This window comes from Rhodococcus sp. WY5, assembly GCF_018588185.1.
GTDB lineage: Bacteria > Actinomycetota > Actinomycetes > Mycobacteriales > Mycobacteriaceae > Rhodococcus_F > Rhodococcus_F qingshengii.
In genome coordinates, this window is sequence record NZ_JAAMPR010000001.1 from 3076182 (window position 1) to 3098039 (window position 21858).

The window sequence follows — 21858 nt, forward strand, 5'->3', positions numbered from 1 at the left end:
GCCTACTTCTGGCACCGGGTGGCACTAGTCGTCCCACATGGCGCATGATCGCTAGGTGAACCGAACTGGTGATGACTCCGGCAAACCCACCATGCTTCCGATGCCAGGTATTTCCGCGTCCGCCTCGTCCAGTCCGTCGCCCGGCCCGTCAGCGTCGGCGATGCGGCGAGTTCTCCGTCGTGCACGCGACGGAGCGACCCTGAACGTCGACGAGGCGGCAACGCTGCTGCAGGCACGGGGAACCGATCTGACCGATCTGTGTTCTTCGGCGGCCAAGGTTCGCGATGCCGGTCTGCTGGCAGCGGGTCGGCCGAACACCGTGACGTATTCGCGGAAAGTCTTCATTCCGCTGACCCGTCTGTGCCAGGACAAGTGCCACTACTGCACATTCGTCACGGTGCCAGGGAAGCTGCGTGCCGCTGGGCACGGCATGTTCCTGGAACCGGACGAGGTTTTGGACATTGCCCGGGCAGGCGCCGAATTGGGCTGCAAGGAAGCGTTGTTCACGCTGGGGGATCGCCCCGAGGCTCGCTGGCCGGAAGCCAAGCAATGGCTGGACGAACGCGGCTACGACTCCACCCTCGACTACGTGCGAGCGATGTCGATCCGGGTACTCGAGGAGACAGGCCTGCTCCCACACCTCAATCCCGGTGTGATGAGCTGGCAGGAACTCTCGCGGCTCAAGCCCGTTGCGCCGTCGATGGGCATGATGCTCGAGACGACCGCAACCCGCCTGTTCACCGACAAGGGTGAATGCCACTACGGCAGCCCGGACAAGGACCCGGCGGTTCGGCTGCGCACCCTGACCGACGCAGGCCGACTGAACATCCCGTTCACCACGGGAATTCTTGTGGGCATCGGGGAGAACTTCCTCGAGCGTGCCGAGTCGATCATGGCGATACGCAAGTCGCAGAAGGCGTTCGGCCACATCCAGGAAGTGATCATTCAGAACTTCCTGGCCAAGCCTGATACCGCGATGCGCAATACGCCTGATGCGGGACTCGACGAGTTTCTCGCGGCCATCGCCGTCGCACGCCTGTTGCTCGGGCCGACGATGCGGATTCAGAGTCCGCCGAATCTCGTCTCGAACAGCGAGTGCCTCGCGCTGCTCGGCGCAGGCGTCGACGACTGGGGCGGGGTATCACCGTTGACCCCCGATCACGTCAACCCCGAGCGTCCGTGGCCGAACCTCGAGACCTTGGCCGAGATCAGCGCCGAGGGCGGCTTCATCCTGACCGAACGCACCGCAGCTCAGCCGGCGTATGTCTTGGCGGGGGCTCCGTGGATCGATCCGCGCATCGCAGGCCACGTGCAGGCGCTGGCGGATCCCAAGACCGGCCTCGCCCTGCCCGACACCAAGCCGGTGGGCCGGCCGTGGCAGGAACCGGACGAGTCGTGGGAATCGAGCGGACGCGTCGATCTCAATACCGAGATCGACACGGACGGGCGCAACACCGAGACCCGCAGTGACCTGGGCAGTGCGTTCGGCGACTGGGAGACCGTGCGCGAACAGGTCCTCGAACTCAGTGCTCCGATTCGCGTCGACACCGATCTGCTGGCTGCGCTCCGCAGTGCCGAACGCGACCCGGCCGGATGTTCCGACGACGAGTACCTGGCCCTTGCCACGGCGGAGGGCCCGGGCCTGGAAGCCGTTGTGGCACTGGCGGATGCGCTGCGCAAGGATGCCGTCGGCGAGGACGTCACCTACGTGGTGAACCGGAACATCAACTTCACCAACATCTGCTACACGGGCTGCCGATTCTGTGCGTTCGCGCAGCGCAAGGGTGACGCCGACGCGTTCACGCTGTCGGCAGAGCAGGTCGCCGACCGTGCGTGGGAAGCGCACGTCGCCGGCGCAACCGAGGTGTGCATGCAGGGCGGTATCGATCCGGAACTTCCCGTCACCGGTTACGCCGACCTGGTCCGGGCCGTCAAGAAGCGCGTGCCGTCGATGCACGTCCACGCGTTCTCTCCGATGGAGATCGTGAACGGTGCATCGCGCAGTGGTGAGAGCATCAGGGATTGGCTGACGGCCCTTCGTGAGGCGGGCCTGGACACCATTCCCGGTACGGCAGCGGAGATCCTCGACGACGAGGTGCGCTGGATCCTCACCAAGGGCAAACTGCCGACGGCGGAATGGATCGAAGTGGTCACCACGGCGCACGAGGTGGGGCTGCGGTCGAGTTCGACGATGATGTACGGGCATGTCGATCAGCCGCACCATTGGGTCGGGCACCTGAACGTTCTTCGCGGAATCCAGGACCGTACAGGCGGATTCACGGAGTTCGTGCTGCTGCCGTTCGTTCACCAGAGCGCGCCCCTGTACCTGGCGGGCGCTTCCCGGCCAGGGCCGACCAATCGGGACAACCGCGCTGCGCACGCGTTGGCACGCATCATGCTGCACGGCCGCATACCCAATATCCAGACCAGCTGGGTCAAACTTGGCATCACCGGAACGCAGATGATGCTCAACGGCGGCGCCAACGACCTCGGCGGAACGCTGATGGAAGAGACGATCTCGCGGATGGCCGGCTCCGAACACGGTTCCGAGAAGACCGTCGCAGAACTGCGCGCCATCGCCGAGGGAATCGGACGCCCGGCACGCGAACGAACCACCACACATGCACGACGCGAAGGAGCGATTGCCTGATGGCTGACGTACTGGGGGACCGCAAGGTCGTCGAGGTTCTCGATCGAGCGGTGTGGGGGATCAACCCGGTTCTCGACCTCGCCTACAGCGATCCGCTCGGTATCAAACGTCGGACGTTCGAGCCGACCGATCCCGAGCGAAACGCTGCTGCGATGGTGTTGGACGCGGCCGCTTGGGTCCTCGACGTCGTCAAGTTCCCCGGGACGGCGGCGTGGTCGGTGATGACCGACGAGCAGCGCTCGAAGTGGTGGACGACCCGGTTGGGTGCACTCAACACCGTCGCCGTCGCGTTTCCCGGCATCTTCGGCGTCCTCCTCAATCGGTTGCCGATCCAGGACCTGCTGGCCTTCGCGAATCAGGCCGTTGTGCTCGTTGCGGTTGCCCGTGAACACGGAGTGACCGAACGGGATCAGCAGGTGGACCTCCTGGCGTCGGTGCTGTGCCGGCGTGAGACGAAGTCTCGAGAGCTTCTCACCGGAGAAGACTTCGCCGAGAAATCAGCCGGCGGCGCCGACGAGACCTGGCGCCCGTTCGCGCTCATCGGAACGTTGTGGCGCACGTCCAAGACTTTTCGTGCCATCACGGACGAGTTGCACAAGCGGCCGTCGCGGACAAAACCGTACGAGATCATCGGCAAGATTCCGGTGGTCGGCGTCGTGGCGGATTACCTCGGTGAGCGGGGCGCACTGGTACGCGCGGCCGCTCTGGGGGAGAAGTGGATCGCGATTCGGTCGAGGAACATCACCGCAGTAGGCTGAAATGTGTTACCCCCGCCTGCTCAGAGTCGGTCGGCAGGGGGATAATAGGCTGTTCCCGCGGTACGTGAGAGTCGTATCGGATTTTCGGCCCCTTGCAACTGCGTGTTGCGGCGGCGATGCACGACAGGAAGGCAGGGAGATCGGCAGTGACCTACACGATTGCTGAACCGTGTGTAGATGTGATGGACAAGGCGTGCATCGAAGAATGCCCTGTCGACTGCATCTACGAGGGTGGACGCATGCTTTACATCCACCCCGACGAGTGTGTCGACTGCGGCGCGTGTGAGCCTGTCTGTCCCGTCGAAGCCATCTTCTACGAAGACGACGTCCCGGACCAGTGGAACGCGTACATCAGCACCAACGTCGATTTCTTCGACGATCTCGGCTCGCCGGGTGGAGCGGCCAAGCTCGGCAAGGTCGACTACGACACGCCGTTCATCAAGGCGCTGCCTCCCATGGGTGAGGAATAGAGATCTTGTCTCGTACTCCGGTGGCCGCTGGGCTTCCTGATTTTCCGTGGGATTCGCTCGCCGACGTCACGGCGAAGGCGCACTCTCATCCCGACGGCATCGTGAACCTGTCCGTGGGGACGCCGGTGGATCCGGTGGACCCGGTGATTCAGGAGGCTCTGTCCTCTGTTGCCGAGGTGCCCGGATACCCGACGACTCATGGCACGCTCGCGCTTCGCGAGGCCGTGGCGGAGTCACTGGATCGCCGCTACAACATTCCCGACGTCGATCCGGCAGCGGTGCTGCCGGCCATCGGTACCAAGGAAATGATCGCGTGGCTGCCGACATTGCTCGGTCTCGGAGCCGGCGATCTGGTGGTCATTCCGGAGTTGGCGTACCCGACGTACGAGGTCGCAGCGAAACTGGCAGGTGCTCGTGTCCTGCGCGCCGACGGCTTGAACAAGCTCGGTCCCGAGTCGGCGGCGATGATCTTCGTGAACTCGCCCTCGAATCCCACCGGCAAGGTGCTCGGCCTCGAGCACTTGCAGAAGGTCGTGGCCTGGGCGCGCGAGCGCGGCGCCATCGTCGTCTCCGACGAGTGCTACCTCGGATTGACGTGGGAAGCCGATGCGCTCTCCATTCTCGATCCTCGTGTCAACGACGGTGATCTGACCGGTTTGCTTGCGGTCCACTCACTTTCGAAGACGTCCAATCTCGCGAGCTATCGCGCCGGGTTCGTCACCGGTGATCCGGCTCTGGTGTCGGAACTGCTCGAGGTGCGCAAGCATTCGGGCATGATCCTGCCGCTACCGATCCAGGCGGCGATGACCGCAGCCTTGGGCGACGACCAACACGAGAACATCCAGCGCGAGCGGTACCGCGAGCGTCGTAGTGTGTTGATCGAAGCTGTTCGAGGCGCCGGATTCACCGTCGACAATTCCGAGGCAGGTCTGTACCTCTGGGCGACGCGCGGCGAGGAATGTCGAGCGACGGTCAGTTGGTTCGCCGATCGTGGGATCCTCGTTGCCCCCGGTGAGTTCTACGGACCGAGCGGGAGCAAGCACGTGCGGATCGCGCTCACTGCAACAGACGAACGAATCGCCGCGGCAGCAAAGCGCCTCTCCGCCTGAATCGTGTGCTTTCCCAGGTGTCAGGTTCCCTGATGTCGGTATCGGTCCGATGTAAGGTCGCGCTGTGACCACCTCAGGGACCGGCGGCTTGGACGCGGTACTGATTTTTGCTGTCGTTGCTGCCTCGGTTGCACTGATGCTCGTGTGGTTGAAAAGTCGTCGAGTTTTCGGAGAATTCCCACTCTCGGCAGCTCTCCTCTGGCTGATGGTTGCAGTGCCTTCCATCTTGCAGGCGGCGATGCCGGGACTGCTCGAGATGTTTCGTCGTGATCCCGCGTTGATTCGTGACGGGCAATGGTGGCGCATTCTGACCTCCGTGCTCGTTCAGGACGAAGGGGCCGCAGGAACTGTCACCAATCTCGCGACGCTGGCCGTGGTTGCACCGCTTGCGTTTCGGCTCTGGGGCGCCGCACGTGGCTGGGCTCTCTTCCTGCTCGGTCAACTGTTGTTCGGTTTGCTCACCACCGCAGTCTTCCCGTCGACCGGCGCAGGCAACTCCGGTGCCACGCTTGCTCTGGCAGCGGCGGCCGCGGGGATCGGCGTTCTGGTGCGCCCGCGAATGCCTGAGATTGTTCTGACGGTCGTGATTGTCGTCGGCGGCGCAACATTGGTGACGGTCGACGACGCACACGGATTCGCGGTGCTTTCCGGGGCGCTCTTGGGGGCTGCGCTGGTGACGCTGTTCCCTCCGCACTCGATGGACGCGCGTCGGGCAGGAGAAAGTTTGCGACCATCCGCGCTGTGAGATGCTGTCGTGGTGCTGCTGAGATCCTTGAACCCCCTTGCTGTTGCCCGCGGTGACGACCTCGACGACGCCGTGACGATCGGTGACACGGTTCTCTCGCGGAGTGCCATTCTCGGTGCCGCGACCTCGGTCGCGGAGCGAGTGGCGCAGGCCGATCGGGTTGCCGTATTGGCAACTCCCACAGCAAAAACGATTCTCGCCGTCGTCGGGGCGTTGATTGCCGGCGTCACCGTTGTGCCGGTCCCGCCGGACTCGGGGAAGGCTGAGCGAGAGCACATTCTGCGTGACTCCGGTGCCCAGGCATGGCTCGGGGAAACGGACGACCACTGCGAAGGCCTGCCCGTGGTTCCCGTCCGATTGCACGCTCGCTCGTGGCACAGCTATCCCGAACCGGCATCGCAGTCCACAGCATTCGTCCTGTACACGTCCGGAACTACCGGCCCACCGAAGGGCGTTCTGCTCAGTCGCTCGGCTATCGCAGCCGGGCTCGACGCGCTCGCCGAGGCCTGGGACTGGACGTGGCGAGACACCCTCGTACACGGGCTTCCGCTCTTCCACGTGCACGGACTGATTCTCGGAATCCTCGGCCCCCTCCGGATCGGCAGCCGGGTGATCCACACCGTCAAGCCGACGCCGGAAAACTACGCAAGGGCCAAAGGCTCCCTCTACTTCGGTGTCCCCACCGTCTGGTCGCGTATCGCCGAAGACGAAGAAGCTGCCCGCGCGTTGTCCGGTGCCCGACTTCTGGTCTCCGGTAGTGCGCCGCTTCCCGTGCCTGTCTTCGAAAAGCTGCGGGAGCGAACAGGATTGACGCCCATCGAGCGTTACGGCATGAGTGAGACGATGCTGACCCTGAGCACGCGTTTCGACGGCGAGCGACGCCCGGGGTGGGTCGGCGTGCCGCTGCGCGGAGTCGAGACTCGTCTTCGTGACGAGAAGGGCAACGATGTGCCGCACGACGGCGAGAGTATCGGCGGCCTACAGGTACGTGGGCCGATGCTTTTCGACGGCTACTTGAACCGTCCGGACGCAACCGCCGAGTCCTGGACGGAGGACGGCTACTTCAAGACCGGTGACGTCGCCGTCATCGACGAGGGTGGGTTCCACCGAATCGTCGGCCGCGAATCCATCGACTTGATCAAATCCGGTGGATTCAGAGTCGGCGCCGGCGAGATCGAGACCGCCATCCTCGGGCACCCTTCGGTGTCCGAAGTTGCGGTGATCGGTGTCCCCGACGCCGATCTGGGGCAGCGGATCATCGCCGTCGTAGTCCGTAAGCCCGGGACTCCCGAGGTCACCGAAGCCGAATTGGTCGAGTTGGTCGGGGCGGAGTTGTCGGCGCACAAGCGTCCCCGTGAGGTTCGATTTGCCGAGACTCTGCCACGTAACGCGATGGGCAAGGTTCAGAAGCGTGAGCTGCTCTAGGCAGGCCAGTTTGCTGAAAAGTCGCTGCGACGCTTGAAGGTTCGTGAATTCGGCCGGCCTGTCCCGGAATGCGGGCTCGCCCGTTCTCCGACGATTCAGCACTAGTTGGAATTTCTGTGTTCTTGGCTACACTACCGCCCGGTAGGGACAGTTCCAGTCGCGCGCATACCGTCGGTATGCCTGAGCGCGAGTGGCCTCGGAAGGGCAGATTTCATGGCGGGCGGACGGCATTCGAGTCCTGACAGCGGGCGGTCGATCGGGTTCTACGCAGTGGGTGGGTTGGTTGCCGTCGCGGTAGTCGCCACCGGGGTGGTGGTCTTCAAGGCAACACAGTCCGATTCCTGCGAGAGCGTCGACGAGTACTCGCTGGCAGCGGATCCTGCGATCGCGCCGGCAGTCACGGAGATCCTCGCAGAATCGTCGCCGGAGCAGACAGGCTGTTCACGGATCACGGTCACCTCTGCGCTGCCCGGGGACGTTGCGGGAACTTTGGGTAAGGGCGTGGACGCTCCGGACATGTGGATACCGGATTCGACAGCGTGGGTCGGCAAAGCTGCATTGACGGCCAAGGGGCCGGTTGCTGCCGCGGGAGGTTCGATCGCCACCTCGCCTGTCGTTCTCGCCTCCGGCGGTGGCGAACAGTTTGCCAGTTGGCTCACGGCGCTTCAGGTTCCCGACCTGGCGTTGGGCAATCCGTTGTTCACAGGGGTTGCGTCGGCGCCCATTCTCGGAGCTCTCGCGGAGACCGGGGCCACCTCCGAATCCGTTCGAGCGGCACTCGTACCCCATGCGCAAGCGGAGAGTGTTCGTACCGAAGATCAGCCGGTAGGACAGAAGATGCTCACCGAATTGGTCAGCTCCGGAAAGGTCGGTGTTTCGACCGAGCAACAGGTCGTCGAGTTCACGAAGGCTGAGTCGAAGATTTCCGCGACAGTACCGGCGACGGGAACCATGATCATGGATTACCCCCTGGTGGTCAGTGCTTCGGCACCGGACCGGCACTACGCCGCAGCCAAGAAGAGTGACGCCATCGCCGAGCTGTTGCACAGTGAATCTGCTCAGGAAGTGCTGACGCGCAGCGGGTTCCGTACTTCCGGCGGTGGAGCCGTCGAAGGTGGAGTCGGTGACGTCACGGCACTGACCGTGTCCGAACAGTCGGTGGCCGATCAGACACTGGGCGCTTGGGCTCTGATGGCCAAGCCGATCCGGACACTCGTTGCGATCGACGTGTCTGCGTCGATGGACTACCCGGCGGCAGGCGGCAAGACGCGCATGCAGTTGACCACTGCTGCTGCTCTGGCCGGCAATCAGGTCTTCCCAGACAGCGTCGCTGCCGGTCTCTGGGCGTTTTCCCAAGGTATGAACGGAACCCAGGACTTCCAGGAATTGGTGCCGATCAGGCGCTACGACACGATCGTCGACGGTGTGACTCAACGAAAGTTGATGGCAGATCAGGCGAACCGGCTCACCGAACTCAAACGTGGCGCCACAGGTTTGTACGACACGACGCTGGCCGCATTCCGTAAGGTTCAGGAATCGTACGATCCGCGAGCAGTCAACAGTGTCATCATCTTGACCGACGGCGCAAACGAAGATCCTGACAGCATCAGCCGTGAACAGTTGCTCGATGTACTTGCACGCGAGCAGGATCCGGCGCGTCCGGTCATCATCGTCACCATCGGCATCACCGATGACGCAGATGCGGCGGCGCTCGCCGATATCTCCCGCGTGACGGGCGGTTCGACGTACATCGCTCGTGACCCCTCGGAGATTTCCGAGGTGTTCGTGAACGCATTGGCTCACCGAGGAACTTAGGCCGCATCCGGACTGGTCCAGGGTGCCGGAAGTGGCGGAGCCTCAGACGAATACCGGTGCCCGGTAGGTGTCGTTGTGGTGAAGGTGTGCCGGTTACCTGGTACAGGTTCGGCAGTCCAGTCCGAGCCCTGTTTCGCGTAATTGCATGCCGCACACAACCCGGCACCGTTGGCTGCGCTGGTGAGGCCACCCCTCGAGTGATCGCGAATGTGGTCGCGGTGGCGAACCGGCGCGTCGCACCACGGAGTACGGCAGCTTCGATCACGGAGTTCGATCAATCGCGCCAACCCCTTCGGGAAGGTTCTCGCCGTGGATTCCATTGCGGTCAGCGCGCCCGTATCGGGGCGTGCGTAGAGCTTTCGGAGCGTTGCCACCGTTTCGGAGTCTTCGCTGGCATTGGTGATCCATTCGCGTGCAATAGCGGCTGGTACAGGTCCGTACCCGTGGACGTACGCCGGGTTGGAATTGTCGCCCAACAATGACTGGTCGGAGACAACCAGATTCACGGTGACGGGTGTCGGTGTGGCGCGGCCGATTCCGGTAACTCGCTCGACGAGGAGATCAGCCATGATTTGCGCTCGGGTGCGCTTGTCCCCGCCGGCAAGTACGGAATCTGCGTCGCGCCTGAGCGTGGCGTGCACGGCGATACCTTCGGCCACGGGAAGGAACACATTGAGCCAGCACATCGTGTCGGGCGCAGGCCGTGACGTCACTCGTCTGTCTCCCACGGCTTTGCGTGCTCGTCTGGCAATACTATCGGAGTCTATTTCGGCAGTGCGTGCGCGGATTCTTTGTGTCAGTTGATGGTTGCCGCATCCGTCCAAGATTGCAGCGTCGCAGCAGAACTCGCGATCCAATGTAGCGCGATCCTGGGCGGTGAGACATGAAGTCTCGCGCATGAGGATCGTCGCTTGATGCTCACTGATGGAGCCGTCGACGAGTAGTCGAAGTGTGTGAGGCATCTCGTCGTTCAGTGTGCGGGCCAGGTTCAGATGCTGAGTTCCGAACCAAGCCGACTCTCGCCGTGCGAGGGCAATCTGCGCGTTGATTCCACGGCCTTGGTATGCGCGCGGCACTCCCCGTTCGCCGCGGTCGTTGCGGGTGAACGCGTCGAGATCGGCAGCCAGCAATGCCTGGGCACCAGCGCAACTGGCCTTCAACTCTTCCAATGCGCGCAGAAGATCCACGCGTGCTGCGTTGTCGATGGATCGATCCATGCTGGCGAGTGATGCCCGGAATTGTCCGATGGTCTCTGCGGATATCGCCTGTTTGGATATCGCCTGTTCAGATACTTGCGTCGTCACTTTTACCCCCCGGTAGTGTCGAACATACATTCGATACTAGCCTCGACAGCGAACGGACGCAACGCCTTTCTCCGTTGGCGTCTGAAAGTTCCGACAGTTCGGTTTTCATGGTTGACTGGTCCTCATGATCGAGCTGAGGGGATTGACCAAGGTTTACGGACCGACGAAAGCGGTGGACGATTTGTCGTTCACGGTCAAGCCGGGCATCGTGACGGGCTTCCTGGGCCCGAACGGTGCAGGCAAGTCGACGACGATGCGGATGATCCTGGGTTTGGATCAGCCGACGTCGGGTGCGGCGTTGATCGAGGGCAAGCCATACCGGGAGCTCAAGACGCCATTGCGGACGGTGGGTGCGTTGTTGGATGCGAAGTGGGTGCACCCCAATCGCAGTGCGCGGGCGCATCTGCAGTGGATGGCTGCTTCGAACGGGATCCCGAAGTCCCGCGTCGACGAGGTGCTCGGGTTGGTCGGGTTGTCCGAGGTGGCGGGCAAGAAGGCCGGCGGGTTCTCGTTGGGTATGTCGCAGCGTCTGGGGTTGGCGGGTGCGTTGTTGGGGGATCCGAAGGTGTTGTTGTTCGACGAGCCGGTCAACGGTCTCGATCCGGAGGGCATCGTCTGGATTCGTAAGTTCATGCAGCGGTTGGCGGCCGAGGGCCGCACGGTGCTGGTGTCGAGTCACCTCCTGTCGGAGATGGCGCTCACGGCGGAGCAGTTGGTGGTGATCGGTCGGGGTCGGTTGATTTCGGATTCGACGGTCGCGGAGTTCGTGGATCGTTCGTCGGAGTCGACGGTGCGGGTGCGTAGTCCTCAGCTCGATGCGTTGCGCAGTGTGTTGCTCTCGCAGGGGTTGACGGTGCGTGAGGACGGTTCCGGTGTTGCCCCGGCATTGGTGGTGGTGGATTCGACCACCGATGTGATCGGTGGGTTGGCTGGTTCGCAGGGAATCATGTTGTACGAGTTGGCTTCTCAGGAGGGGTCGCTCGAGGATGCGTTCATGAAGTTGACCGGGGACGATGTCCAGTACCACGCATCCGGTATCGATCCGGGTGTCGGTGCACACCACGCAAATACACAGCAGGCAAACACGCAGCAGGCTATGGGAGGTGCACTGTAATGGCTGTTCTCAGTGCTGAACGTATCAAGATCACCACGACCAAGTCGCCGCTGTGGTGCACGATCATCATCATCGTGCTCGGGTTGGGACTCGCTACCGTTTTCGGACTGAGCGCCAAGTCGTCGCTCAGCAACCCCAACGGTGCAATGATGCCGACAGTTTCGGGGGCACTCAGTGGAGTGACCGGCTTCGGTGTGTTGGTTCTGATGATCATGGCGGCTCTCGCGATCACCAGCGAATATCGTTTCGGGACAATCCGAACCACATTCCAGGCAGTTCCGAACCGCGCCTCGGTGCTCATCGCCAAAGCGGGCCTCATCGGTGGGTTCGGAGCGGTGCTGACTCTCGTGTTGTCGTTCGGCGCCTTCGCCCTCACGAAGGCCACATCAGGTGACGCCGGAAGATTCTTGACTCTGTCCGGCGACGAGAACTGGCGGGTCGTCTACGGAACACCGATCTACGCGTTCTTCTGCGTAGTTCTAGCAGTCGGAGTCGGCGCGTTGCTCCGGCAGTCTGCAGGTGCGATCGCGCTTCTGCTGTTGTGGCCCTTGCTGATCGAGAATCTTTTCAACCTGTTCGGAAGTATCGGCGCGAAGATCATGCCGTTCCTGCCGTTCATGAACGCCAACAATTTTCTCGGTTCCGGCGGTAGCGTCGATTTCCACTGGGGACCCTGGGGCAGCCTGATCTACTTCGCCCTCTTCGTGCTCGTCGTATTCGGTCTCAGCATCGTCGTCGTGAACAGGCGAGATGCATAGGCACACGGATCAGGCGGGCTGATTCTGCTTACGCCAGCGGGCGTTGAGGAAACCCAATGCCGCGATCACCAGGAACAACACGGTGGTCGAGATCAACTGTGCACGGGCATCGGCGTCGAAGAGCATGAGGACGACGAAGACGCCAAGCATCGCGAGTGTCGCGTAGCTCAGATACGGGAACAGCCACATCCGAACCGTCAGCTTGCCCGACGCTTCGAGTTGTTTTCGCAGTCGCAGATGCGAGACGACGATGAAGATCCAGATGACCAGCAGCGCAGCGCCGACTGCGTTGAGCAGGATGCCGAGCAGGTCGTCGGGGAGCAGCCAGTTGAGCAGGACGCTGACGAAGCCGAAGAACACCGACAGCAGAACGGCATTGGTCGGAACTCCGGTGCTCGACAATTTCGCCATGAAGGCGGGTCCGTCGCCGCGGCGCGAAAGTGAGAACGCCATGCGAGAGGTGCCGTAGATGTTGGCGTTGAAGGCGGAAAGCAACGCCACCACTACGACGAGTTCCATGAACCCGGCAACGCCTGGAATGTTCGCCTTGTTCAGGACGGCCACAAACGGGCCGCTCTCGAGTTCGGGGTCGTTCCAGGGCAGCACCAGAACCATGATCGAGATGGCGCCGATGTAGAAGACGCTGATGCGCCACACGACGCTCCGGACAGCGACGGCGATGGAGCGTTCCGGATTCTCGGATTCGGCTGCGGCGATGGTGACGATCTCGATCCCACCGAAGGCGAATGCCACGACGAGAAGTCCTGCGGCAATGCCGGACAGCCCGTTGGGCATGAAGCCGCCCTGGCCGAACAGATTGCTCGTACCGACCGGGTCGGTATCGGGCAGGAGGCCGAACACCAGCAGGACACCGATGATCAGGAAGCCGATGATGACGGTGACTTTGATTGCGGCGAACCAGAACTCGAACTCACCGAAGTTGCTGACTTTCGCCAGGTTCACCACGGCGAAGAACACCACGAAAACCAGGGCGACAACCCATTGCGGGATCGACGGCACCCAGTCGTTCACGATCGCCGAAGCCCCGGTGATCTCGGCGCCCAGCACCATGATCAGCATGAACCAGTAGAGCCAGCCCATCACGAAGCCGGCCCACTCGCCGATCCCCAGGCGCGCGTAGTGAGAGAAGGAACCGCTGGCCGGGATCGCGGCGCCCATCTCGCCGAGCATGCGCATCACGAACACCACGACGGCGCCCGCAAGGATGTAGGAGATCAGGACGGCCGGCCCGGCCTTGGCGATACCGACGCCGGTTCCGAGGAACAGGCCGGCGCCGATGGCCGAGCCCAGGCCCATCATCGTCAGATGGCGGACCTTGAGACCGTGGCCGAGAGCAGTGGTTGTTCCGTCGGAGACGTCGGTGCTACTCATCAGTCGTTAGCGTGCAAAGCAGCGTTCAGTTCGACGCCGGTGCCCTTCCACGGCACGACCTCGACGGCACCCGAGACCGAGTTACGACGGAAGAGAAGGTTCGACTTGCCGCTCAGTTCCTTGGCCTTGACGACGGTTCCGTCCGGGCCGGTGACCTTGGTGCCGGCGGTGACGTAGAGGCCCGCTTCGAGGACGCAGTCGTCGCCGAGCGAAATGCCGAGGCCGGCGTTTGCGCCGAGGAGGCAGCGCTTGCCGAGGGAGATCGTTTCCTTGCCTCCACCGGAGAGGGTGCCCATGATCGAGGCGCCGCCGCCCACATCGGATCCGTCGTCGACGACGACGCCCGCCGAGATGCGACCTTCGACCATCGAGTTGCCGAGGGTGCCGGCGTTGAAGTTGACGAAGCCCTCGTGCATGACGGTCGTTCCGCTGGCGAGGTGTGCACCGAGTCGGACACGGTCCGCGTCACCGATGCGAACTCCGGACGGCACGACGTAGTCGACCATGCGGGGGAACTTGTCGACGCTGAACACGGTCACGACGCCGCGGATGCGCAGACGCGAGCGAACCTGCTCGAAACCTTCGACGGCGCACGGGCCGAAGTTGGTCCACACGACGTTGCTGAGCAGGCCGAACTGGCCGTCGAGGTTGACACCGTGGGGTGCGACTAGACGGTGCGAGAGGAGATGGAGGCGCAGGTAGACGTCATGTGCGTCGACCGGCGCCTTGGAGAGATCGGCGATGGTGGTGCGCACGACGACCTGCGATACCTCGCGAGCGTCGTCAGTGCCTGCCAGCAGTGCAAGATCGGAAGGAATATCTGTTCCCTCGACGTTCTCGGTACCGGTCTTGTCGAATGTTCCCAGCTCCGGTGCCGGGAACCAGGTGTCGAGGACGGTTCCGTCCGCGGTCACGTTGGCGATACCTACTGCTGTTGCTCCCTGTGCGCTCACGAGACTAGAGATTACTGGGTGGTGGGTGCACCGGCCTAGGCTGGTGCGCGTGAGCATCCTCGATCTTGCTTCGGACCCCATCGACTTGACGGCCGCCCTGGTCGACATCCCCAGCGTCTCGCACGACGAATCCGTCATTGCGCAGGCTGTCGAGGATGCGCTGCGTGAGCAGACTTCGGGCTTCGAGATCATCCGCAACGGCAATGCCGTGTTGGCGCGTACGTCGCGTGGTTTGCCCAGTCGGGTCATGCTCGCCGGACATCTGGATACGGTGCCGATCGCGGACAACGTTCCTTCGCGGCGTGACGGCGACATCCTGCACGGCTGCGGGACCGTGGACATGAAGTCGGGCGACGCGGTCTTCCTACACCTTGCGGCCACCATCGAGAACCTGGCCCACGATCTGACCCTCGTCTTCTACGACTGCGAAGAGATCGCCGCAACGTACAACGGCCTGGGACGGATCGAACGCGAGATCCCGCAATGGCTCGCGGCGGACGTCGCAATTCTCGGTGAGCCGACGGCCGGTTTCATCGAGGCCGGGTGTCAGGGCACGATGCGGGTGCGGTTGACGGCTTCGGGAACTCGCGCCCATTCGGCCAGGTCCTGGCTGGGGGACAATGCCATTCACAAGTTCGGCGGAGCGTTGGAGCGGTTGTCGGCGTACCAGCCGCGCTCGGTCGACATCGACGGTTGCGGCTACCGCGAGGGCTTGTCGGCGGTGCGGATCTCCGGCGGTGTCGCCGGAAACGTCGTCCCGGACGAAGCCGAGATGGACGTCAACTTCCGATTCGCACCCGATCGCAGCGAGGTACAAGCCGAGGCGCACGTGCGCGAAGTGTTCGACGGTCTGGGCCTCGGATTCGAGGTCACCGACTCCTCGCCCGGCGCGCTGCCTGGCTTGGCGAACCCGTCCGCTGCCGCCCTGATCGAGGCGGCCGGTGGTCAGTTCCGTGCGAAGTACGGGTGGACCGACGTGTCCAGGTTCTCGGCGCTCGGCATTCCTGCCGTGAACTACGGACCGGGTGATCCGAACCTCGCGCACAAGCGCGACGAGCACGTTCCGGTGCAGCAGATCACCGACGTCGCGGCCGTGCTGAGGAAGTATCTGTCGGCCTGACCGTTAGCCTTGCCGCATGGCACCAGAGAAGAATTCGGCTTCGAAGAAGCAGAGCTCGTCGATCAAGCACCGCGGGCCGGTTCAGCTTCGACGCAAGCGCAAGGACGAGAAGACCACGACGGATCAGCGCTTGCTCGACAAGCGCGGACCCACGGATTGGGTACACACCGATCCGTGGCGTGTGCTGCGTATCCAGAGCGAATTCATCGAAGGTTTCGGCGCACTCGCCGAGGTCCCGCGTGCGGTGACGGTGTTCGGTTCGGCCCGCACCACGGTCGATCATCCCGAGTACCAATCCGGGCGCGAGCTGGGAACGGCGTTGGCCGAGGCCGGGTACGCCGTCATCACCGGTGGTGGGCCAGGAGTGATGGAAGCTGCCAACCGCGGTTGCAGTGAGGCCGGCGGGTACTCGATCGGCCTCGGCATCGAGTTGCCGTTCGAGCAGGGACTCAACGAGTGGGTGGATCTCGGAATCAACTTCCGGTACTTCTTCGCACGCAAGACGATGTTCGTGAAGTACTCCCAGGCATTCATCTGCCTGCCCGGCGGCTTCGGAACACTCGACGAGCTGTTCGAGGCACTCACCCTGGTGCAGACCCACAAGGTCACGCGCTTCCCGATCGTCCTGTTCGGTACCGAGTACTGGTCCGGACTCGTCGACTGGATTCGCGGCACCCTCGAGCGGGACGGCAAGATTTCCGAAGGTGACGTGAACTTGCTGCACGTCACCGACAGCGTGGAAGAAGCAGTACGAATCGTCCTCAACGCCGACAAGGGCGTCGACGAGGCCGCAGATCTGGGGAAAGAAGAAGAATGGTGACCGATTCCGACAAGAAGTACTCGATCTGCGTCTACTGCGCGTCGGGTCCGGTGGACGAATCGTTCCTGGCGTTGGCTGCCGAGGTGGGAACCGCGATCGGTCGACGCGGATGGCAGTTGGTCTCGGGTGGCGGCAACGTGTCGATGATGGGCGCTGTCGCCGAGTCCGCTCGCGCGGCGGGTGCCTGGACCGTCGGCGTCATCCCGAAGGCCTTGGTGCACAAGGAAGTTGCCGACGTCGATGCCGACGAGCTGATCGTCACGGACACCATGCGCGAACGCAAGAAGCTGATGGAAGACCACGCCGACGCGTTCATCACGCTGCCCGGCGGAATCGGGACGCTGGAAGAGTTGTTCGAGACGTGGACGGCCGGCTACCTGGGAATGCACGAGAAACCTGTCGTGATGCTCGATCCCGTCGGCCACTTCACCGGCCTGCTCGAGTGGTTGAACAAGCTCGACGGGACCGGCTTCGTCGGGCGTCAGGCGCTGGACACTCTGCTGGTGAGGACGGACGTCGAGGCCGCGCTCGACGCGTGCGTCAAATCCTGATCAGACGCGTGCGTGAAACCCTGACCTGGGGCATGGCGGGCTTTATTACCGTGCAGTAAGGTGGCCGCAGACTGGGCGGCCGAATGGGCGCCGGATACGTGTTAGGGGAGCCATGAGTTCGGAAGCCCGTTCGACCGTCGGCCTGCTCGATCTGGCGGCAAAACTGCCGTCGATGATCACCGAGGTGCCGATCCTGGCGCGGGGGGCCGCCGGGCTCACCCGTAAGCCTTCGGCCAAGGAATCGATCGGGTTGATCTTCCAGAAGGCCGCGCACGCGCACCCGTCGCGCCCGTTCATCCGGTTCGAGGGCCACGCGACCAGTTACGCGGAAGCCAACGAACTGGTGAACCGCTACGCGGACGTTCTCCGTGGTCGAGGAGTCGACCGCGGAGACGTCGTCGGAGTGCTGGCAAAGAACACTCCCGAAGCGCTGCTGATCGCCTTGGCCGCGGTAAAACTCGGCGCGGCAGCGGGCATGCTGAACTACAACCAGCGCGACGACGTTCTGGCACACAGCCTTACGCTCCTCGACGCGCGGGTCCTGGTGGTCGCCGACGAGTGCGAAGAAGCCCTCGAATCGTTGCCCGCCGGATTTAGCGGACCGAACCAACTTCTCGTCAGCGAACTCGCGGATCTGGCGAAGACGGCTGATCCGTCCAACCCCGCGGTCACCGCCGAGGTGCTGGCAAAGGAGAAGGCGTTCTACATCTTCACCTCGGGCACCACCGGAATGCCCAAGGCCAGCTTGATGACTCACTTCCGTTGGCTGAAGTCGATGTCGGGCCTCGGGTTGATGGGCGTGCGCTTGCGCGGCTCGGACACCCTGTACTGCTGCCTGCCGCTCTACCACAACAACGCGTTGACGGTCTCGCTGTCCTCGGTGCTCGCGTCCGGTGCGACAATCGCGATCGGACGTCAGTTCTCGGCCTCGCGGTTCTGGGACGACATCGCACTGAACAAGGCGACCGCGTTCACCTACATCGGCGAACTGTGCCGCTATCTGCTCAACCAGCCGGTCAAGCCGACCGACAGCGACAATGTTGTTCGGCTGATGGTGGGTAACGGTCTGCGCCCTGAGATCTGGGCCGAATTCACCCAGCGGTTCGGCATACCCCGCGTCGCCGAGTTCTACGGTGCGAGCGAATGCAACATCGCGTTCGTCAACGCACTCAACGTCGACAAGACAGCAGGCATCTGCCCGTTGCCGCACGCCGTCGTGGAGTTCGACGAGGACACCGGAAAAGCGTTGCGTGGAGCCGACGGTCGACTCCGCAAGGTTTCCACGGGTCAGGTCGGACTCCTGCTGTCGAAGGTCACCGACCGGGCGCCTTTCGACGGTTACACCGACGAAGCGGCGAGCAACAGCAAACTGGTACGCGGCGGATTCAAGGACGACGACACCTGGTTCGACACCGGAGACCTGGTGCGCAAGCAGGGATGGGGCCACGTCGCCTTCGTCGACCGTCTCGGCGACACCTTCCGTTGGAAGGGAGAGAACGTCGCCACCACGGAGGTCGAGGGCGCGCTGAGTTCGCACCCGGCCGTCGAGGAAGCAGTTGTCTACGGCGTCGAGATTCCGGGCACCGACGGTCGCGCGGGCATGGCGGCGGTCAAGCTGCGGGACGGTCAAAGCTTGGAGGGAAGTGAAGTCGCGGCACACCTCTACGGCAAGCTCCCCAACTACGCGGTCCCGCTGTTCATCCGCATCGTCGACTCACTCGAACACACCAGCACTTTCAAGTCGCGCAAGGTGGAATTGCGCAACGAGGGTTACGACGTCGGCGCCGACACTCTGCACGTTCTCGAAGGCCGCGAGGGTGGTTACGTGGACTCGTACGACGAATACGTCGGAAAGGTCGCGGCGGGCTCGGTACCCAAGGGCTAGACCGAGTTCCGTCATGCCAGTATGAGTGGCATGTCTTCACTCCCCGGTTCTACCGCGCAGCCAGGTCCGGCGCCCACCCTGTGTGGGCGTCCGGTCGCGGTCGACCGTGCACTGGTGATGGCCATCGTCAACCGCACTCCCGATTCCTTCTACGACCAAGGCGCGACGTTCTCGGATTCGGCAGCGATGGCTGCCGTCGACAGGGCCGTCGACGAGGGCGCCGATCTGGTGGACATCGGGGGAGTGAAAGCTGGGCCCGGTGACCTCGTCGACGCCGACGAAGAGGTCAGGCGAGTCGTTCCGTTCGTCGCGGCGATCAGAGCCAAGTACCCCGAGCTGATCATCAGCGTCGACACCTGGCGGAGCGGCGTCGCGCGGTTGGCACGCGGCGAAGGCGCCGACCTGATCAACGACACGTGGGCGGGTGCGGATCCCGACCTCGTCCTGGTTGCTGCCGAGACTGGTGCCGGGATCGTCTGCTCGCACACGGGTGGCGCGGTTCCGCGCACCCGCCCGCATCGTGTCCGCTACGACGACGTCGTCGCAGATGTGGTCACCGAGGTCGTGTCGGCGGCAGAGCGCGCCCTGGCACTCGGGGTTCCGCGTGACGCGATCCTGATCGATCCCACCCACGATTTCGGTAAGAACACCTTCCACGGGCTCGAGTTGTTGCGGAAAGTGGACGTTCTTGTAAACACCGGGTGGCCAGTGCTGATGGCGCTGAGTAATAAGGACTTCATCGGGGAGACTCTTGGTGTGGAGCTTTCCGAGAGGTTGGAGGGAACATTGGCAGCGACAGCAATGGCCGCGGCGGGCGGCGCCCGGGTGTTCCGTGTTCACGAGGTGGCGTCCACCCGTCGAGTCGTCGACATGGTGGCCGCGATCCAGGGACGCCGTGCCCCGGTACGTACGGTTCGAGGTCTGGCATGAGCATCACCGGTGCGGGCCCGACCCGCGTATGGGCAGACGCCAACAGTTGGGACCATCCGAGTTGGACGGTCGCCGAGCTCGAACGGGCGAAGGGTGGCCGAACCGTCTCGGTGGTGTTGCCCGCGCTCAACGAAGAGGACACCGTTGCTGCGGTGGTCGACACCATTCATCCGTTGCTCGGTGGTTTGGTCGACGAGTTGATCGTTCTCGATTCCGGTTCGACCGACCGTACCGCCGAGCGTGCTCGCGCGGCGGGGGCGACGGTGATCAGTCGTGAGAGCGCAGTCCCGTCCATCCCGCCGACCGCGGGCAAGGGTGAGGTGCTGTGGCGTTCGGTCGCCGCAACGACCGGCGATCTGATCGCATTCGTCGACTCCGATCTCATCAATCCCGATCCGGCGTTCGTGCCCAAACTGCTGGGGCCGCTGCTCACGGTTGACGGCATCCATCTGGTGAAGGGCTACTACCGCCGTCCGCTGCGCGTGAGCGGCACGGAGGATGCCAACGGCGGCGGGCGAGTCACGGAATTGGTTGCGCGGCCCATGTTGGCCGCGCTGCGGCCGGAACTCACGTCGGTACTGCAACCGCTTGGCGGTGAATACGCGGGCACCCGTGAGCTGCTGTCCGCTGTCCCGTTCGCGCCCGGCTACGGCGTCGAGATCGGTTTGCTGCTCGACACGTACGACACGTTGGGGCTGGCGGCGATCGGTCAGGTCAATCTCGGCGTGCGCAAGCATCGCAACCGGCCGCTCGCCGACCTCGGCGTGATGAGCCGGCAGATCATCGGAACGATGCTCAGGCGGTGCGGGATCGAGGATTCGGGTGCCGGGTTGACCCAATTCCTGGTCGACGGCGATTCTTTCGTGCCCGAGACCACCGAGGTTTCGCTACTCGATCGCCCCCCGATGAATTCGATAGTGCGCACCGCGGGGGTCTGACCGCTCACACTCGGGTATGGGAGTATCGGTCCATGATGACGATCCTCCTGTACCTGATTGTCATGGCTCTGGTCGGCGCGATGATCTTCCTCGCCGCCAGCGCTGTGTTCGGGCGCTCGGAAGAGCTGCCGCCGCTGCCTCCTGGCACGACGGCGACCGTACTCCCGGCAGAGGACGTCACCGGGGCGGATGTCGACGCGCTGCGTTTTCAGCAGGTGCTGCGTGGCTACAAGGCGAGTGAAGTGGATTGGGCCCTGCATCGCCTCGGGTTGGAAATCGATTCTCTGCGTGCACAACTGGGCCGTGACGAGCGGTCTGAGATCCTGGTGAAAGCGGATGCTCCGGCCAAGGCAGAAGCATCGCAGGAGGAGCCTGAGACCGTATCGGAATCGAAGGATTCCCAGGGCTGATGGCCGACGGACTGGTTCGGTGCGGCTGGGTGGTCGAGACGCCCGGCGACACGCTCTACCGCGACTATCACGACGAGGAGTGGGGGCGTCCGCTGCACGGGCGCGACGAACTGTTCGAACGACTCGCCCTCGAAGCATTCCAATCGGGACTTTCGTGGATCACGATTCTGCGCAAACGCGAGGCGTTCCGCGAAGCCTTCGACGGGTTCGATCCGGACAAGGTCGCAGCGTACGGAGTTGCGGATGTCGAGAGATTGCTCTCCGATGCCGCGATCGTCCGCAATCGCGCGAAGATCGAGGCGACGATTTCCAACGCCCGAGTGCTCGTGAATTCGCCCGATCTGGACCTCGATTCGTTACTCTGGTCGTTCTCGCCGCCTCGACGCACCAGAAGACTGACATCAATTGCAGAGGTTCCCGCGGTCACTCCCGAGTCGACTGCCATGGCTAAGGAACTCAAGCGGCGCGGGTTCAAGTTTGTGGGTCCTACCACGGCGTATGCGCTCATGCAGGCCACCGGAATGGTCGATGATCACGTGGCTGATTGCTGGGTTCCGGTGCAGGTGTGACGGTCGACTGAACACCCCTAAATGTGACTCAGATTCCCGGTTCCCGCATCCATAGGGAACAATGGAGGGTACGAGCCTCGCTGATTGTTGGCGGGGCGCACCGTTAGTCGAGGCGCAGAGCAATGCAGCGCAGATCTGGAGG

General features: G+C 63.4%; 20 protein-coding genes. 17 read left to right on the forward strand and 3 right to left on the reverse strand.

Annotated elements, in window-relative coordinates:
• The first annotated feature begins 91 nt into the window (after nucleotides 1-91).
• The 7 genes from G4D79_RS14485 (at nucleotide 92) to G4D79_RS14515 (ending at nucleotide 8972) form a co-directional block, all read left to right on the forward strand.
• Nucleotides 92-2650: a bifunctional FO biosynthesis protein CofGH gene (locus G4D79_RS14485; RefSeq protein ID WP_063316832.1), complete on the forward strand. Its 2559-nt coding sequence runs from the start codon at nucleotides 92-94 to the stop codon at nucleotides 2648-2650.
• On the forward strand, nucleotides 2650-3408 hold the full coding sequence (locus G4D79_RS14490; protein ID WP_003945247.1) for a hypothetical protein: 759 nt from the start codon (nucleotides 2650-2652) through the stop codon (nucleotides 3406-3408). Before G4D79_RS14485 ends, G4D79_RS14490 begins: the two co-directional genes overlap by 1 nt.
• 146 nt (nucleotides 3409-3554) lie before the next feature.
• Complete coding sequence (fdxA, locus tag G4D79_RS14495) at nucleotides 3555-3878, forward strand: ferredoxin (protein WP_003945248.1); 324 nt, start codon at nucleotides 3555-3557, stop codon at nucleotides 3876-3878.
• Between the two features lie 5 nt (nucleotides 3879-3883).
• Nucleotides 3884-4987 (forward strand): succinyldiaminopimelate transaminase, encoded by a 1104-nt coding sequence (dapC, locus tag G4D79_RS14500; protein WP_099697848.1) that lies wholly within the window; start codon nucleotides 3884-3886, stop codon nucleotides 4985-4987.
• Nucleotides 4988-5051: 64 nt separating this feature from the next.
• Entirely contained in the window at nucleotides 5052-5732 is a 681-nt protein-coding gene (locus G4D79_RS14505; RefSeq protein ID WP_099697849.1) for a rhomboid family intramembrane serine protease, read from the forward strand.
• Nucleotides 5733-5744: 12 nt separating this feature from the next.
• Nucleotides 5745-7157: an acyl-CoA synthetase gene (locus G4D79_RS14510; protein ID WP_099697874.1), complete on the forward strand. Its 1413-nt coding sequence runs from the start codon at nucleotides 5745-5747 to the stop codon at nucleotides 7155-7157.
• Between the two features lie 213 nt (nucleotides 7158-7370).
• Nucleotides 7371-8972, forward strand: a complete 1602-nt coding sequence (locus G4D79_RS14515; protein ID WP_007726253.1) for a substrate-binding and VWA domain-containing protein — start codon at nucleotides 7371-7373, stop codon at nucleotides 8970-8972.
• Here the strand turns inward: G4D79_RS14515 and G4D79_RS14520 are convergent.
• Complete coding sequence (locus G4D79_RS14520) at nucleotides 8969-10189, reverse strand: HNH endonuclease signature motif containing protein (RefSeq protein WP_235867829.1); 1221 nt, start codon at nucleotides 10187-10189, stop codon at nucleotides 8969-8971. The genes G4D79_RS14515 and G4D79_RS14520 overlap by 4 nt on opposite strands.
• A gap of 211 nt (nucleotides 10190-10400) precedes the next feature.
• On the opposite strand from G4D79_RS14520, the gene G4D79_RS14525 reads away from it, so the two are divergent.
• Complete coding sequence (locus G4D79_RS14525) at nucleotides 10401-11390, forward strand: ABC transporter ATP-binding protein (protein ID WP_099697851.1); 990 nt, start codon at nucleotides 10401-10403, stop codon at nucleotides 11388-11390.
• Entirely contained in the window at nucleotides 11390-12148 is a 759-nt protein-coding gene (locus G4D79_RS14530; protein WP_099697852.1) for an ABC transporter permease, read from the forward strand. The genes G4D79_RS14525 and G4D79_RS14530 overlap by 1 nt, the downstream gene beginning before the upstream one ends.
• A gap of 9 nt (nucleotides 12149-12157) precedes the next feature.
• Here G4D79_RS14530 and G4D79_RS14535 read toward each other — a convergent pair whose 3' ends face one another.
• Together G4D79_RS14535 and dapD are read right to left on the reverse strand one after the other, a co-directional pair.
• Nucleotides 12158-13540, reverse strand: coding sequence for an amino acid permease (locus G4D79_RS14535; protein ID WP_042450390.1), 1383 nt, complete (start codon nucleotides 13538-13540; stop codon nucleotides 12158-12160).
• The gene (dapD, locus tag G4D79_RS14540) at nucleotides 13540-14493 is read right to left on the reverse strand and encodes a 2,3,4,5-tetrahydropyridine-2,6-dicarboxylate N-succinyltransferase (protein ID WP_019749368.1); all 954 of its coding nucleotides are present in this window, start codon (nucleotides 14491-14493) and stop codon (nucleotides 13540-13542) included. The genes G4D79_RS14535 and dapD overlap by 1 nt, the downstream gene beginning before the upstream one ends.
• Nucleotides 14494-14542: 49 nt before the next feature.
• On the opposite strand from dapD, the gene dapE reads away from it, so the two are divergent.
• The 8 genes from dapE (at nucleotide 14543) to G4D79_RS14580 (ending at nucleotide 21716) form a co-directional block, all read left to right on the forward strand.
• Nucleotides 14543-15613 carry a succinyl-diaminopimelate desuccinylase gene (dapE, locus tag G4D79_RS14545; RefSeq protein WP_174519520.1) on the forward strand — a complete coding sequence of 357 codons (1071 nt, stop codon included), beginning with the start codon at nucleotides 14543-14545 and terminating at the stop codon, nucleotides 15611-15613.
• A 16-nt stretch (nucleotides 15614-15629) separates the two neighbouring features.
• Nucleotides 15630-16433 (forward strand): TIGR00730 family Rossman fold protein, encoded by an 804-nt coding sequence (locus G4D79_RS14550; RefSeq protein WP_003945176.1) that lies wholly within the window; start codon nucleotides 15630-15632, stop codon nucleotides 16431-16433.
• A complete protein-coding gene (locus tag G4D79_RS14555; RefSeq protein WP_003945191.1) occupies nucleotides 16427-16984 on the forward strand; it encodes a TIGR00730 family Rossman fold protein in 558 nt (185 codons plus the stop codon). Before G4D79_RS14550 ends, G4D79_RS14555 begins: the two co-directional genes overlap by 7 nt.
• 112 nt (nucleotides 16985-17096) lie before the next feature.
• Entirely contained in the window at nucleotides 17097-18869 is a 1773-nt protein-coding gene (locus G4D79_RS14560; protein WP_099697853.1) for a long-chain-acyl-CoA synthetase, read from the forward strand.
• A gap of 30 nt (nucleotides 18870-18899) precedes the next feature.
• The gene (gene folP, locus G4D79_RS14565; RefSeq protein ID WP_099697854.1) at nucleotides 18900-19799 is read left to right on the forward strand and encodes a dihydropteroate synthase; all 900 of its coding nucleotides are present in this window, start codon (nucleotides 18900-18902) and stop codon (nucleotides 19797-19799) included.
• On the forward strand, nucleotides 19796-20737 hold the full coding sequence (locus tag G4D79_RS14570) for a glucosyl-3-phosphoglycerate synthase (RefSeq protein WP_003945188.1): 942 nt from the start codon (nucleotides 19796-19798) through the stop codon (nucleotides 20735-20737). The genes folP and G4D79_RS14570 overlap by 4 nt, the downstream gene beginning before the upstream one ends.
• Before the next feature lie 32 nt (nucleotides 20738-20769).
• Nucleotides 20770-21147 (forward strand): DivIVA domain-containing protein, encoded by a 378-nt coding sequence (locus G4D79_RS14575; protein ID WP_099697855.1) that lies wholly within the window; start codon nucleotides 20770-20772, stop codon nucleotides 21145-21147.
• Nucleotides 21147-21716, forward strand: a complete 570-nt coding sequence (locus tag G4D79_RS14580; RefSeq protein ID WP_030536943.1) for a DNA-3-methyladenine glycosylase I — start codon at nucleotides 21147-21149, stop codon at nucleotides 21714-21716. The genes G4D79_RS14575 and G4D79_RS14580 overlap by 1 nt, the downstream gene beginning before the upstream one ends.
• Nucleotides 21717-21858 lie beyond the last annotated feature (142 nt).

Excerpts from the sequence above, each read along its gene's own strand:
- G4D79_RS14485 (WP_063316832.1), top strand. The coding sequence starts at position 92 with ATGCTTCCGATGCCAGGTATTTCCGCGTCCGCCTCGTCCAGTCCGTCG.
- G4D79_RS14490 (WP_003945247.1), top strand. The coding sequence starts at position 2,650 with ATGGCTGACGTACTGGGGGACCGCAAGGTCGTCGAGGTTCTCGATCGA.
- G4D79_RS14515 (WP_007726253.1), top strand. The coding sequence starts at position 7,371 with ATGGCGGGCGGACGGCATTCGAGTCCTGACAGCGGGCGGTCGATCGGG.
- G4D79_RS14520 (WP_235867829.1), bottom strand. The coding sequence starts at position 10,189 with ATGGATCGATCCATCGACAACGCAGCACGCGTGGATCTTCTGCGCGCA.
- G4D79_RS14525 (WP_099697851.1), top strand. The coding sequence starts at position 10,401 with ATGATCGAGCTGAGGGGATTGACCAAGGTTTACGGACCGACGAAAGCG.
- G4D79_RS14530 (WP_099697852.1), top strand. The coding sequence starts at position 11,390 with ATGGCTGTTCTCAGTGCTGAACGTATCAAGATCACCACGACCAAGTCG.
- G4D79_RS14535 (WP_042450390.1), bottom strand. The coding sequence starts at position 13,540 with ATGAGTAGCACCGACGTCTCCGACGGAACAACCACTGCTCTCGGCCAC.
- G4D79_RS14550 (WP_003945176.1), top strand. The coding sequence starts at position 15,630 with ATGGCACCAGAGAAGAATTCGGCTTCGAAGAAGCAGAGCTCGTCGATC.
- G4D79_RS14555 (WP_003945191.1), top strand. The coding sequence starts at position 16,427 with ATGGTGACCGATTCCGACAAGAAGTACTCGATCTGCGTCTACTGCGCG.
- G4D79_RS14560 (WP_099697853.1), top strand. The coding sequence starts at position 17,097 with ATGAGTTCGGAAGCCCGTTCGACCGTCGGCCTGCTCGATCTGGCGGCA.
- folP (WP_099697854.1), top strand. The coding sequence starts at position 18,900 with ATGTCTTCACTCCCCGGTTCTACCGCGCAGCCAGGTCCGGCGCCCACC.
- G4D79_RS14570 (WP_003945188.1), top strand. The coding sequence starts at position 19,796 with ATGAGCATCACCGGTGCGGGCCCGACCCGCGTATGGGCAGACGCCAAC.
- G4D79_RS14575 (WP_099697855.1), top strand. The coding sequence starts at position 20,770 with ATGATGACGATCCTCCTGTACCTGATTGTCATGGCTCTGGTCGGCGCG.
- G4D79_RS14580 (WP_030536943.1), top strand. The coding sequence starts at position 21,147 with ATGGCCGACGGACTGGTTCGGTGCGGCTGGGTGGTCGAGACGCCCGGC.